This is a genomic window from Zooshikella harenae, from assembly GCF_018837975.1.
GTDB classification, from domain to species: Bacteria; Pseudomonadota; Gammaproteobacteria; order Pseudomonadales; family Zooshikellaceae; genus Zooshikella; species Zooshikella harenae.
In genome coordinates this window covers 40,078-52,779 of record NZ_JAGSOY010000035.1, presented here as the reverse complement: position 1 = coordinate 52,779, position 12,702 = coordinate 40,078, and the positions used below count along the sequence as shown (strand labels likewise).

The 12,702-nt window shown below is 39.2% G+C and carries 14 protein-coding genes; 6 read left to right on the top strand and 8 right to left on the bottom strand.

The features are described 5' to 3' along the window. Positions 1 to 173: 173 nt before the first annotated feature. The 4 genes from miaA to KCG35_RS14865 form a co-directional block, all read right to left on the bottom strand. Positions 174 to 1,148, bottom strand: coding sequence for a tRNA (adenosine(37)-N6)-dimethylallyltransferase MiaA (gene miaA / locus KCG35_RS14880; RefSeq protein WP_215820575.1), 975 nt, complete (start codon positions 1,146 to 1,148; stop codon positions 174 to 176). A gap of 398 nt (positions 1,149 to 1,546) precedes the next feature. Continuing rightward, complete coding sequence (locus KCG35_RS14875; protein ID WP_215820574.1) at positions 1,547 to 2,287, bottom strand: MIP/aquaporin family protein; 741 nt, start codon at positions 2,285 to 2,287, stop codon at positions 1,547 to 1,549. Between the two features lie 348 nt (positions 2,288 to 2,635). Beyond that, complete coding sequence (locus tag KCG35_RS14870; RefSeq protein WP_215820573.1) at positions 2,636 to 3,043, bottom strand: YybH family protein; 408 nt, start codon at positions 3,041 to 3,043, stop codon at positions 2,636 to 2,638. 47 nt (positions 3,044 to 3,090) lie between these two features. Further along, on the bottom strand, positions 3,091 to 3,762 hold the full coding sequence (locus tag KCG35_RS14865) for an expansin EXLX1 family cellulose-binding protein (RefSeq protein ID WP_215820572.1): 672 nt from the start codon (positions 3,760 to 3,762) through the stop codon (positions 3,091 to 3,093). Between the two features lie 136 nt (positions 3,763 to 3,898). On the opposite strand from KCG35_RS14865, the gene KCG35_RS26960 reads away from it, so the two are divergent. The 5 genes from KCG35_RS26960 (at position 3,899) to KCG35_RS14840 (ending at position 7,190) form a co-directional block, all read left to right on the top strand. Continuing rightward, positions 3,899 to 4,648 carry a secretin N-terminal domain-containing protein gene (locus KCG35_RS26960; protein WP_215820571.1) on the top strand — a complete coding sequence of 250 codons (750 nt, stop codon included), beginning with the start codon at positions 3,899 to 3,901 and terminating at the stop codon, positions 4,646 to 4,648. Continuing rightward, positions 4,548 to 5,036, top strand: a complete 489-nt coding sequence (locus tag KCG35_RS14855) for a GspE/PulE family protein (protein WP_309227393.1) — start codon at positions 4,548 to 4,550, stop codon at positions 5,034 to 5,036. Before KCG35_RS26960 ends, KCG35_RS14855 begins: the two co-directional genes overlap by 101 nt. Before the next feature lie 6 nt (positions 5,037 to 5,042). Continuing rightward, positions 5,043 to 6,182 carry a type II secretion system protein L gene (locus KCG35_RS14850; RefSeq protein WP_215820570.1) on the top strand — a complete coding sequence of 380 codons (1,140 nt, stop codon included), beginning with the start codon at positions 5,043 to 5,045 and terminating at the stop codon, positions 6,180 to 6,182. Next, entirely contained in the window at positions 6,179 to 6,649 is a 471-nt protein-coding gene (locus tag KCG35_RS14845; RefSeq protein WP_215820569.1) for a type II secretion system protein M, read from the top strand. Before KCG35_RS14850 ends, KCG35_RS14845 begins: the two co-directional genes overlap by 4 nt. A 145-nt stretch (positions 6,650 to 6,794) precedes the next feature. Continuing rightward, a complete protein-coding gene (locus KCG35_RS14840) occupies positions 6,795 to 7,190 on the top strand; it encodes a fucose-binding lectin II (RefSeq protein WP_215820568.1) in 396 nt (131 codons plus the stop codon). Between the two features lie 129 nt (positions 7,191 to 7,319). Here the strand turns inward: KCG35_RS14840 and KCG35_RS14835 are convergent, their stop codons facing one another. The 4 genes from KCG35_RS14835 to KCG35_RS14820 form a co-directional block, all read right to left on the bottom strand. Further along, a complete protein-coding gene (locus KCG35_RS14835; RefSeq protein WP_215820567.1) occupies positions 7,320 to 7,946 on the bottom strand; it encodes a type II secretion system protein N in 627 nt (208 codons plus the stop codon). Between the two features lie 258 nt (positions 7,947 to 8,204). Further along, positions 8,205 to 9,026: a HesA/MoeB/ThiF family protein gene (locus tag KCG35_RS14830; RefSeq protein ID WP_215820566.1), complete on the bottom strand. Its 822-nt coding sequence runs from the start codon at positions 9,024 to 9,026 to the stop codon at positions 8,205 to 8,207. 3 nt (positions 9,027 to 9,029) lie between these two features. Beyond that, positions 9,030 to 9,296, bottom strand: coding sequence for a MoaD/ThiS family protein (locus tag KCG35_RS14825; RefSeq protein WP_215820565.1), 267 nt, complete (start codon positions 9,294 to 9,296; stop codon positions 9,030 to 9,032). Positions 9,297 to 9,464: 168 nt separating this feature from the next. Beyond that, positions 9,465 to 11,027, bottom strand: a complete 1,563-nt coding sequence (locus KCG35_RS14820; RefSeq protein WP_215820564.1) for an OprD family outer membrane porin — start codon at positions 11,025 to 11,027, stop codon at positions 9,465 to 9,467. A gap of 669 nt (positions 11,028 to 11,696) precedes the next feature. Between KCG35_RS14820 and KCG35_RS14815 the strand changes: the two genes are divergently transcribed. Next, positions 11,697 to 12,701, top strand: a complete 1,005-nt coding sequence (locus KCG35_RS14815) for a response regulator (RefSeq protein WP_215820563.1) — start codon at positions 11,697 to 11,699, stop codon at positions 12,699 to 12,701. Position 12,702 lies beyond the last annotated feature (1 nt).

Here is a 12,702-nt window from a genome sequence, read left to right as displayed (position 1 = left end):
CAAGCAGGCCATTATGACGCTTTATAAAATAAAGCATAAACAGCCTTATAAAGCAGTATCATATACACCCATTACTGTTTGCTATCCCTATAATGTTGATCAGTGTACGAACTATTAATGTAGTTCGACATGTTTAATTCAGCCGTAGTTGAATTTGTAGGTGAAACAAGTGCTTAGGGTGTATATAAGTGATTTTGCATCAAAACAGTCTGTGCCTGCTGGTTTATATCCTGCTTGGCATCGAGCCAGTGAATAGTCCACCCTTGACGCTCCATACGGCGAAACCAGGTATCTTGCCGTTTAGCAAACTGATGGATTTGAGAATTGAGCTTTTGCTTCATGTCATTAAAGTTCAGTTGATTCTGCAAATATAAACTGACAAACCGATACTCAAGGCCACACCAGTCTAGCATTTCGTGGGTCACCCCCTGTTGCAGTAAACCTTCCACTTCTTCAATCATGCCATTGTTAAGCCGTTGCATTAAACGCTCAGTAATTCGCTTACGGAGTAAAGGCCGATCCCAGCGTATACCGATTAATAGCGGATTAATGGTGGGTAACTTAGGCACTGAGACCCCAGCCAATTCAGCTTCTGCAATTTTTATCGCTTGTTCGAGGCGGGTTCGATGCTGTAAGTCAGATGAATTATGTAATGGTTGCTGGAGATGTTGAGTTAATCTAAGGAGTCGTTGCTGTAGCTGTTCGACTGAAAGACCCTTGAGTTCCTCATCAAGTTCTGGATTTTCGGGTATATCAACAAAGCGATAACCATTGATTACTGATTCGATATACAAACCAGTGCCACCAACCATCACTGGCCATGTCTTTTTTTGCCATAAGGTTTGTATAACACTAAAACAGTCCCGCTGATAACGATGAACATTGTATTCATCACCAGGATTCACAATATCAATTAAGTGGTAGGGACATGAACCAAACTCTTCAAGATCTTTACCTGAGCCAATATCCATTCCTCGATACACTTGTCGTGAATCGGCCGAAACAATTTCGCCTTTTAACCAATCTGCAAACTGCACAGCTAAATGGGTTTTACCAGATGCTGTAGGTCCTAAAACCACAATAAGATTGATTTGATCAGGATTGCTTTGAACAGCCGCAATATTGGTTGAGTTGATAGAAGAAGACATGGACCAGAAAAATCTCTATGAAAATCAATTTTAAATAAGGCATAAAGCGCAGGGTAACTTAACAAAGTTATTTGTATCAAGGCAAGTTCTATACCCTTCACGAATCAATTTTATACCCCAGAGTGCAAGCGGTTTTTGTCGGCGCTCTTGACCATATAGTGCCAATACTTTGTGTATTATTTCAATGTATGCCAGGGACAAACAAAGGCTGGGTAACGCTCGTCGAACTGTTTGCCGCAAGGAAGCGGCAACCAAGCCTCCAGGAAGGATTTACGGCATGTTCGAGGAGTGTTATGCAGACTTTGAGCAAAAGTAGAGGGAAAGAAAGTAACCTCTAACGATTAATATTGACTACATTAGTCAGAGGTTACTGCTAGAAAATAATGCTTTAACTTAATTTAATGGGAAAGCAGCAAATAAAGCATACTGGCTATCCCTGCACCGGTTAACGGTCCTAACACAGGAACCCAAGCATAACTCCAGTTACTACTGCCTTTCCCCGCAATGGGTAAAACTGAATACACTAACCTTGGTGCCAGGTCACGGGCGGGATTGATCGCGTAACCTGTGGTGCCACCCAGCGACATACCAATGACAACCACTAACAACGCCACAGGTAGTGCACCAATAGAGCCTAAGCCGATTTTCGCCTGACTCAAACCATCCAGTTGGAGGCTGGGGCCTGCCATATACAAGATGACAAAGACCAAAGCAAAGGTACCCACCAACTCTGATAAAAAATTTCTGGGAAGGTTACGTATGGCAGGGCCTGTAGAGAAAACAGCAAGTTTAGTTTGATGATCATCCGTAGCATCAAAGTGGTCTTTATAAATTAACCAGACAACTAATGCCCCTAGAGCAGCACCTAACATTTGTGCCACACAGTAGGTAATAACAGATGCCCAGGGAAATAATCCAGCAATGGCTAAGCCGACTGTTACAGCAGGATTTAAGTGTGCTCCACTATGGGGACCTGCAACGATTACACCCGTAAAAACCGCTAATCCCCACGCAAATGTAATAACAATCCAGCCTGCATTATGGCCAATCGTTTTCTGTAAACTGACATTTGCGACTACGCCTGCACCTAATAATATAAGAAAAAACGTTCCTAGTAACTCTGCAATAAATGGTGTCATTATTATTCTCCCAAGCAGGATCGCCCATTATTCTTTTAATACGGGGCTATTATTATTGAACAACTTTTATACGACAATTATCGTCAATCCATGCAACGCACATTTAACCTGCAAATACGGTGAGAAACAATATTTTCTTGAAGAGATCGTTAGCAAATAGCTGAAGTTTCAGGAGAATAAAAACCTACAAAGTGTGTTAGTCATGTCAATACACTGGATTTAGTATTTAAGTTCGTTACTAAATTTTCATTTATTGAAGATAGCTTATTTAAAGTTAAAAGCGCCTAGTGTTTGCATCTAACAGAGGGGCTATGTTCTCAGTTATCATGTACATGTATTTTAATATTGTTATGAGTCACTGAGTTCATTAGGATCAAACGAATGGTGCATGTGACGAATTTTCCATGCTCCATTGTCATCACGCTCTAGAACATACGTCGTTCGTACACCTGGATAGGGTTTCGAGGAATACCGAAGCGTTGCGGTAATGCACGCCATATCGTTTGTAATAAACACACGGACATTTTCGCGAATCAAGCTTCCAATATCGCCATATTTAAAGAAATTGGCGACCTTATCTTCATGAGCTTTGTAGTTGCTGGAATCACAGTTAGCGTGGTTGTCAAAGAAAACGACTCCATTATCAGAAACATGTAATGACCGAAACTTATCAATATTTCTAGTATAAAAACTCTGGTCATACTCATCCATAAGCTGCTTGAATGGTTGAAGAGACTTCTCATCAGTCACTTCCATAATGTTTATACCTCCTAGCCATTATACTATATATTTATACAGTACAACTAAAATTGTACATCTGTTGTCACATGTTGACCACGCTTGATGTGGATAGGGGCCAGTCGTACTTCATTACGAATATCCGTTAGTCTTAAAGTGAAAGGGCCTTGACCAAAGCGAGCACGGCGGACAAATATATTGTAAGGCTTTCGTTGTAACTCAAACCACTGCCCCTGACCATTACGTAAGGCGACTGAGCGAACAGGGTACTTATGATTTAATATGGTCAGTGCTAAAAAACGTCCACCCGTGCCTTTTGTAAACTTAACTTGTATATTACCAATGACATTACCAGCAATGAACCGCCAACGTACTGGAACTCGTCCCTGTCGCAAGTCAGCTACCTGTTGAAAGGCTTGCTTACTTAAGTCCAACCCTCCTGGTTTGCATCCTGGGCAGCGATCAACCACTCGGACGATCGCTTTACCTTTTGGACCTTCCACTTCAATAAAGGCACCACAACTGTTTGAACGTTGATAATCACGGTTATTTAACGCAACGACATTGAGATTCTGAGGGGAAGGGGAGAAGCCACAATTGCCAGTACCATTAGCATGATAATAACTTGCTTGGCCTTTATACGATTGATCAAACCAAGCATTTGCCTGTGAATGATTCACAGCAAACATCAATAATAGTAGTGACACATAGCTCAAACACTGTCGTATACCACTCATTCAATACCCCACAACACCAACACCGACTTATTGGCTATACCAGAACCTTATTGCTAACCTGAAAACAATGGCTTATCCAGGCAATACCCTGATGAAATGAAGTGCCGCATGTTACTGGTAAAGGGTATGTAGTGCTATGAAGTTGTGTATTTTGAAGTTTTTTTGCGCATTAGTTGTTGCATTTTTTGTGATCAATCCTTCAGTCTCGTCTTCTGCAGACAATGAGGAAAAAAACAGTGAAGCGGTTACTATCAATATGCAGGATACCGATATACGCACATTTATTAAATGGATTGCTGAGCGTACCGCCAAAAATTTTGTCATTGATCCGAGAGTAAAAGGCAAAATAAATGTTATTTCTCACGAAGCATTAACACCAGAAGAAGCCTATCAAGTTTTTTTATCTGTCCTTCAAGTACACAACTTTACCGCAGTCACAACAGGCCAGGTAATAAAAATTATTCCTGACACACAGGCCAAACACACAGCCCTTCCTATGATTGATAAACCACCAGCTACCCCTCAACTCGATCAGATGGTAGTGCGTGTACTCAAGCCCAAAAATATTGCTGCTGATAAACTTGCGAGCCTGTTAAAACCTTTTATTCCACAATCTGGTTTGCTTGTAGCTTATCCGGAAAGTAATGCTTTAATTTTGTCCGACAGGATGGCAAATATCGATCAGTTACTCAAAATTATTCAGCATATTGACCAAGAGGGTGGACTTGATGTTGAGATAATTAAACTGAAACATGCAGAGGATCAGGGATGGGGAAACAGCTCATATTGCGGTCCAAGCCAGCTTAACGGGACACTTAGTTTTATCAACGTTACACACCAACACAGCGATTGGTGCTATTGCTCGACTAAGAGATATGGGTATTGAATCATTTCTTTTAGCGACCAGTTTAATTGGATTAATTGCTCAGCGGTTAGTGAGACGTTTATGTGACCAGTGCAAAAAGCAACAGACGGCATCGCCTTTGGCGCGAGAACAGTTTGGACTTACCAATAATACTGAACCTTTTTTACTCTTCACTCCTACAGGCTGTGATCAGTGTAATATGTCAGGTTTCCGAGGACGTCTCGCTATTTATGAAGTCATTGTTATTGATCACGTACTACAGAAAATGATTTATGAACAAGCTGCTGAACAAGAAATGCAAGCCTATGCTCATCAGCATAGCCTATCTATCAGAGAAGATGGTTTAGGTAAAGTACGGCAGGGCATTACCACGCTTGAAGAAGTTATGCGGGTAACACAGGACCGTTAACGTATCATGAGCAGGCTTTTTATTCATTTTCCATCACAATCTCAAGCGTTCAATGCACTTATTGAAAAACCCGTATCTTACGCTATTTATGATCGGCACGATAAGCCATTACAGCGTAATCAATGCTTGTTAACTGAAATAAATGAGATTGTCTCCTCAGCATCCATAAAAGAAACCATTGTTTTTTTTCCATTAGTGCATACTGTTGTCTGGTTTAGTGAACCTCCCTCAAAAAACATAAAGCACAATATTCAAGCGGCACCATTTTTAATTGAAGAAAAATTATGTGGCACACTTGAACAGTATGCTTTCTCTATTTACTACGGAGCAGATAAAACCTACCTATGTATTTGTGCAATAGAAAAGATCTGTCTTGATCAACTCTTACCTTTGATTACATTACCAAATTGCACAGTACTCCCAGAAGCTCCATTTACCTGCCTTCTCGGATGGCAGCTTATTCAACTACACAGCAGTTATATTTTAAACTGCAGTAAAGGGTTTACCTGTTTACCTAATGATAAGCAGCCCTTAAGCTTGTTTGGTGAATTAGAAAATACTGTTCCAGTTATACTGGACGATAATGAGTACTTCCAACAGCTAGTGACAATGTACTTTAAGCACCGATCAGACGTAATTAAACCTTTTGTAGGTGAAGGTTCTGCAGCCCCATCACTTATACGACAGTTTCGTACATCACTGGTCGCCTCATTTATTGTTTTAGTAGCTATTACAGGGTTTAATTACTGGCAAGCGCATCAAATTGGACAAAAAACATCTGCTTTACAAAACAAAACCACACAATTTACTCAAAAACTCTTTCCGGGTCTCGAGCTTACAGAGCCAAAGTTACAGCTAGAACGGCTTCTTAACCGCAGAAGCCTCCAAAAGCAACCCCTGTTTGTCCTTCTAAAGCATATTCAGCATACAATTAAGCAACTGCCTAAAACCAGTGTTTCACTTCAATCAATAAATTTCCATGAAGATCGAGGCATTAATGTAGTACTACAAGCAAGTACGATTAACACCATTGATCAGTTTATTGAAAAAGCCAGTACACAAAAAAATATGTCTATTGAATTAAAGTCAGCCAATCAACAAAATGAAGGTGTAAAAGCCATCGTTTTTATGAGTATGTTATTATGATTAAAGCATACTGGGCTAGGCTTTCTCCACAAGAAAAAAATGCATTAATATTTTTAGGTGTTTTTATTGTTCTTTATGTTTTAATTGATTATATCATTATACCATCATTTAACACTGTTGATACAGCTAACAAAGAGTGGCAGTATTGGCAAGAAAATGCTAATTATATTTTACAGCACAAACAGCAATTAGTAAAAATAAGCCAACAACAGCAATCAACAGAACATTTGGTTAGTTTACCCCAAAAAAGACAACGAATTATCAAACGTGCCGAAGCGTTAAAACTAACAATTCAACGGGTTGAGCCTTCTGAAGAGCAGCTCACTGTGTGGTTCAACCATGTTCCTTTTAATACAAGTATAAAATGGCTACAACAGCTAACACAACAAGATATGCTGGTTGTTAAAAGCCTTTCTGTAGACCGTCAAAAAAGCGGAAAAGTAAATATTCGAGTCGTGCTATATTAAATTAACAAAAAAGAGATTATTACTTCATCAACTGTCTGCTTTTTATTAATACAATATTATTTATTAATTATCTAAAGTGTCATATCAGCCTAATACCATATTACATTCTTAATGATAACTATTGTAAACAAGGAAGGAATGTATCATGCCAAGCCCAGTTACAGGCAATCAAATCATCAACATTGATCCACAAGATAAACTGGTACAAGTTGTTGCTTATGCTCAATCCAGTGGTGTCCAATCTGTTGTTATTAAGGATTCCAGTGGTCGTTCAGTCTTTGAAGCTAAAGGTAAAAGCAGCAGTGGCGGTGAAATAACTCGTATTGGTGAAGGTTCGTTCCTTTCTGGAGGAAATGGGGTATATACCGTAGAATTAACACCGAGTGCAGGCATACTTCCTTGTGAATCAGCCTGTGTCTATAAAGGATCTCCTTATATCCACTCTTATAGCTTTGCAACTAATGATGGTGGAGCAGATGCAGGAGATAAAGATTTTAATGATTTATATGTAGATATTATCGTGTTTAAAAACAAAGGGTAGTCCATACCCATAATACTTAGTGTTTTTTTGTATTCAACCCGTGACTATAAAAACACTCTTCATTAAGCCAGCTTTTATAGCTGGCTTTTTTATTAATATTTTTGGGAACGTTTTAAGAGAAAAAGTCATTTAAAGACTTGAACGAAGATTGAGTAATCGAGCTCTTATTTTATCTTCCTGCGTTGTTTTACCAGCAAGATTGAGCGATGCTCGATTTGTTCTGTTTAAATCTGCACTTGGCTGATAGGCTAACATTGAACTCACTTTCCCACTCTGGTCATAGTCTGCCATTGCTAAGCGTTCCAAACTGCCATTATGTGAAAAAACGATCTGACTTTTATTGATATTTTTAATGATAATTCCAGATTGTATTTCATCACCCACTTTAACTAATTTTTCATCATTTTTATTAACTTTAACGACTGCAACTGAGTCTGTTTCTTTTGAAGAATGAAAAACAGCTTCTAATGTCATCGCAAGCTTAGTTTCTTTAGGCTCTACTTTGGGCATTACTACTTTTTTGTCTTGTGTGACAACACCAAATAAATCGGTTGGAATTTCGCTATTGTTGTCGTTCAGCGCTTGAACTTTTGTTTCGTGAATAGAGGCAGTATCCAGTGATGAACTAAAATTAAATACGGGTGACTTTACAGCGTTAACGGATATAGCAGAATAAGCAAAGGCCAGGGCAATTGAAAAAACGGTCAAAGCAGTAACATAATCTATAATTCTAAGCTTTCTTGATGCCATGATCATGATCCATCAACCTCTACGAGTCTTTTTGATATGACATTTCCCGTCATAAGTGATTGGCGCCCACTATACGGTTTAATGGAACGCCCTAAAATGCGTAATTCACTCGTTTGTGAAATTAGTCACCCGTAGCTACTAATAAATTTGAAATATAAAAATAATTTTTATATTCGTAATTCTAATACGAAGCAAAGTGCCACTGCAGGCTAAACTACAGTGGCTAAGGGTTATGTGAGAACAATGAACCTTTATAAAATTGAACTACTCACAGGCATGTTCAGCCAGCCCTTTAGTTTTTATGGCTTGTTGGCAAGAGCACAGCGTATTTTTATTTAGCTGTAACTTACGTGTTGACATGGTACGTAAGTCGATGGTGAGCAGTGTATTTGTTAACAGTGAGCCCAAACCACTAATAAGTTTTATTGCCTCCATTGCCGCCATACAGCCTACTGTACCTGAGACAGCCCCAAAAACAGGAAACTCTCGCTTCCACAAAGGTGGTGTTTCAGGATAGATACAACGCAAACAAGGGGTTTGTTCAGGAATAATTGTGGTTAACTGCGCTTCAAGTTCATACATTGCGCACTCAATCAGGGGGATACCCTTAGCCAGTGCACCATCATTCATGGCAAATCGTTCGGCAAATAGTGGCGCACAATCAATAACCAAGTCGGCCTCAGCCATAATTTTATCGCAGTTTTCTGAGCTAATATTTTCATCAAATGCCTGAATATCTAGGCGAGGATTTAACTGCAATAACCGCTCTTTTGCTGAAGCTACCCGAGACTGACCAAGTCCTTGATAAGTCATCAAAATCTGCCGATTGAGATCCGAAGGTTTAATTTGTCCCCCATGAGCCAACACTAATTTACCGATCCCTGCAGCGGCAAGCTGGTAAGCCACAATAGAGCCTAGTCCACCTACACGAGAAACTAACACAGAGGTTGACTTTAATTTCTGTTGCCCTAATTCGCCAAAACCCGGTGTCCACATCTGCCACTCATAGATGGCTTGCTCTTCAGGTGTAAGCGCAGACAATGTCTCATGCTTAAGTGGCATCGTATCAATAACTTCTTGCTGCATAGCTTAACCCCCAGAAATAGGCGAGAGTAGGGTAAGCGTATCTCCTTCTGCAAAAAACACCTCATCTGTTGCTTTTATTTGTTGATCGCCCAGAAAAAAAAGAATGCTTGGAGAAATTGAACCATCTTTTGCTAATAAACGATGTCCAAATGAACGTTCACAAAGCATTTGCAGTGCAGTCGAAAGAGAAGGCTTAGTGAGTGATAAAACGACTTGATCTTTGCCAACTAAAAGACGTAGCTGTCCCTGTAAAAAGACCGTTAACTTCATGCTATCCACCTATCCATGTGATCCTCAAAACAATTACTCCTTCACGTATTACTCATAGTTAAGGCAACTATAAAATAATTCGTGAAGGTCATACATAATCTGAAGGATTTATATGCTAGGCAAATCTTTGTCCAATCGCAAGTTAAAGTCTTCCCTTTTGAATACCGTCTAAAAATTAGCCAAATTATACGTCAACAGAAAACGGCTGCTGTCTTCATTATTTTCAAAGCCTTGCCATCGAGCAAAATGCCAGCCTAACGTTAACCCTTCAAGTAAGCCTGACTGCAAGGTATAGGCAATATAACCTCCCACTTCCTGCTCAGTGTTCTTTTCGTCAAGTTCAAGGACAATATCTTCACCAGGTCGTTTCCCTCGTGCATAGTGAACCCCCAGATTAAGGCCTGGAAGCTTAATACCCGAAAAATCGTAGTCTAAGCCAATGACCCAGGCCAGCTCATTTTTATGGTTATAATTTTTATACAAAGCCAGTGTCGAGTTGAATGCACTTTGATCATCGTAAAAGTAGCCACTTCCCCAGTCAGCTAACTCCGTTTTATTAATACCAAAATAAAGCTTGCTATTTTGCGTATGTAGTGCAGCAGTTACATTATAATAGCGACTTTTATAGTCTTCATATTGAACATAAAAAAACTGATTGAGCGGAGACAGCCAGTCATAATAGCCATAAGCCTGTTTACCATGGGCTAATCCAACCCGACCATCAAGAGATAATGAAATCCCCTCAGCTACATCCATTAGGTAATAAAGTTTACCAAAGTATTTTTTTAGCTGATTACCAGCACGCCCCATTTCAAGCTGGCCTACCAAACCATTCTCAAAAGTGTATTGGGTGCCCAATACATCGATATACTTAACTCGCTGTTCTTGTGAATAACTAGTAAATGGCTTAATGAACTGGCTAGAGCCTCGCTCGTGGTATTGATTAAAGCGCCCATAATACACATCAGCACCAGAAACATTGGTACTTACTAACGCACCAAACACTGAGCTTGGCAAAACATAAGAACCAGAAGTAGAAAATGTTTCTAAGTTGAGACTTTGTAAACCAAAACGCACATGGAATGGCTGCTGTTTACTACCAAAACGCATTTTTGTGTAGGCTTGAGTGATAGCAGAGATTTCATTGGCCGAGGAGTTACCTAACTGTGGTTGTCGGAGATAATCAACTCGTTCTTGACCATATGGCAACTGGATGTCAGCACAGTGACTAGGTGTAGAAGGTGTTGATCCTGAGGGTGAGCATGCTTTTATTTGTTGCACTGTCGATCCTGTTAATGCTTCATAACTCGCACTTACATAATTAAATGTTTGCTCATCTGAAGGCTGAAGACTTTGAGCAATCCCAGTACTACTACCTGAACTACCTGAGTTATTACCACCTTGAGCGATGCCATTATTGATGTAGGTTGCACTACCAAGAGACACATCCATCCCAATAAAATTAAAGTAGTAGCGAGACTGAAAATCAACTTTTAAACCATGCACCCACTCATCGAGGTCAAAAATTTCACTCCGTTGAGAGGTATTTTTGGATAGAAAGTGATTATCATAACTAATATTAAATATGCCATGCTTTGGATCACTGTTAAATTGTGACGCATTTGTAGACTGAGAATCAAAACTCAGCGCATAAGCATTAAAGGAAGAAAACAAAGCTAACGTGATGGATAAAGGATTATTTAAAATCCGGTGTTTAAATAAATTCCACATTGTTTACAACTGCCGTCCATAACAGACCATGATACTCACTAGAAGATAATTTTCTGTAGGTATGCCTATAGATTTTTACGATAAAGTGAGCTTGTTTATGTCTTTTCAAAAAAAGCGCACTGAAAAACCATCTTCTTTCCATTAATGCATTTATGTCCATTAATTTAAAAAATTAGCAGTGTTATTTCTACCAATTAAAAATGGACGAATTTATTTGGTTTTTATAGGTATGATTGAATTGTAGTGTTTACTATTTTGCGGCGTATTTTAAAAGATACCTCTAAAATATACAGCATATAGGTCACATTTAAGACTGTAGCCTTTCGTGTACACCATAAGGCAATCTTGTTATTGCCAACTACTTCTCTCAAAAGTATTGAAGTAATCCAGACGCCTAAAACTATATGCACAAAGACCTCAATAATTTTTATTGTAATATCTTCGGGATAGAGAATTCAGCGTTAACACTACTATTACTGAAAAAGCGCAGTTATTGAGTGTATTTTCAATAAATACTGCCATAAATCAATTATTCGATTGTTTGATGATTGATTTACTGATCAACAAATAATCGAATAATTGATTCAGTAGCAATAACAGAATTTGTCCGGCTTACCCAAACGCTTGCAGCTATACTTTAACAAAAATATCAGGCGTAATGGTTAACCAATGACTCATCAAGTATTAATTTGTGATGATTCCAGTGTTGCAAGGAAGCAAATGGGGCGCGCTTTACCAGAAAAATGGGATGCCAATATCCAGTTTGCCAAGCATGGTAAAGAAGCCGTTTCAATTTTACAGGAAGGAAGTATCAATATCCTTTTCCTTGATCTCAATATGCCAGAGCTTGATGGTTATGGTGTGTTACAACAAATTCAAGAGCAGAGTATTAATGTAATAACAATCGTTGTTTCAGGTGATATTCAACCCGATGCCAGGAAGCGCGTCATGGATCTAGGGGCACTTGAGTTCATCAAAAAACCCGTATCGGCAGAAGAAATTGATCACTTGTTAAACCAATATGGATTATTGGTTGAAAGCCAGGAATCAAAAGTGCCCGAAGCCACTTCAACTCAGCCAGATCAAATAAGTGAAATGGAATGCTACCGAGAAATAGCCAATGTTGCTATGGGACGTGCTGCCGATCTACTTGCCCGTCTACTGCATGTTTTTGTGGTAATGCCCATTCCTAAAGTCAATACCCTTGAAGTTTCTGAACTCACAATGGCACTACAATCCTCAGCAGATACTGATACTTTTTCTGCTGTGTGTCAGGGCTTTATCGGCTCTGGTATTTCTGGTGAAGCATTGCTGCTGTTTTATGATTCCAGCTTTGAAGATATGGCTAAGCTAACAAAATATCAGGGTGAGCGAGATGAAAAAATGGAGTTGGAATTGATCATGGATGTCGCCAGCCTGCTGATTGGTGCTTGTGTTAAAGGATTTAGTGAACAGCTTGATGTCAACTTTAGCCAAGGACATCCCATTGTGCTTGGTCAGCATGTCAAAGAAGGTGATTTAATAAAGCAAGGAGAATGTTATTGGAAAAAAACCTTAACCATCGAGATTTGTTACTCGATCGAAAACTACAATATCAATTGTGATCTACTGCTTTTATTTACTGAAGACTCACTTACATCGCTACAACAAAAAATTGCTTATTTATTAGAGTAAG

Excerpts from the sequence above, each read along its gene's own strand:
- miaA (WP_215820575.1), bottom strand. The coding sequence starts at position 1,148 with ATGTCTTCTTCTATCAACTCAACCAATATTGCGGCTGTTCAAAGCAAT.
- KCG35_RS14875 (WP_215820574.1), bottom strand. The coding sequence starts at position 2,287 with ATGACACCATTTATTGCAGAGTTACTAGGAACGTTTTTTCTTATATTA.
- KCG35_RS14870 (WP_215820573.1), bottom strand. The coding sequence starts at position 3,043 with ATGGAAGTGACTGATGAGAAGTCTCTTCAACCATTCAAGCAGCTTATG.
- KCG35_RS14865 (WP_215820572.1), bottom strand. The coding sequence starts at position 3,762 with ATGAGTGGTATACGACAGTGTTTGAGCTATGTGTCACTACTATTATTG.
- KCG35_RS26960 (WP_215820571.1), top strand. The coding sequence starts at position 3,899 with ATGAAGTTGTGTATTTTGAAGTTTTTTTGCGCATTAGTTGTTGCATTT.
- KCG35_RS14850 (WP_215820570.1), top strand. The coding sequence starts at position 5,043 with ATGAGCAGGCTTTTTATTCATTTTCCATCACAATCTCAAGCGTTCAAT.
- KCG35_RS14845 (WP_215820569.1), top strand. The coding sequence starts at position 6,179 with ATGATTAAAGCATACTGGGCTAGGCTTTCTCCACAAGAAAAAAATGCA.
- KCG35_RS14840 (WP_215820568.1), top strand. The coding sequence starts at position 6,795 with ATGCCAAGCCCAGTTACAGGCAATCAAATCATCAACATTGATCCACAA.
- KCG35_RS14835 (WP_215820567.1), bottom strand. The coding sequence starts at position 7,946 with ATGATCATGGCATCAAGAAAGCTTAGAATTATAGATTATGTTACTGCT.
- KCG35_RS14830 (WP_215820566.1), bottom strand. The coding sequence starts at position 9,026 with ATGCAGCAAGAAGTTATTGATACGATGCCACTTAAGCATGAGACATTG.
- KCG35_RS14825 (WP_215820565.1), bottom strand. The coding sequence starts at position 9,296 with ATGAAGTTAACGGTCTTTTTACAGGGACAGCTACGTCTTTTAGTTGGC.
- KCG35_RS14820 (WP_215820564.1), bottom strand. The coding sequence starts at position 11,027 with ATGTGGAATTTATTTAAACACCGGATTTTAAATAATCCTTTATCCATC.
- KCG35_RS14815 (WP_215820563.1), top strand. The coding sequence starts at position 11,697 with ATGACTCATCAAGTATTAATTTGTGATGATTCCAGTGTTGCAAGGAAG.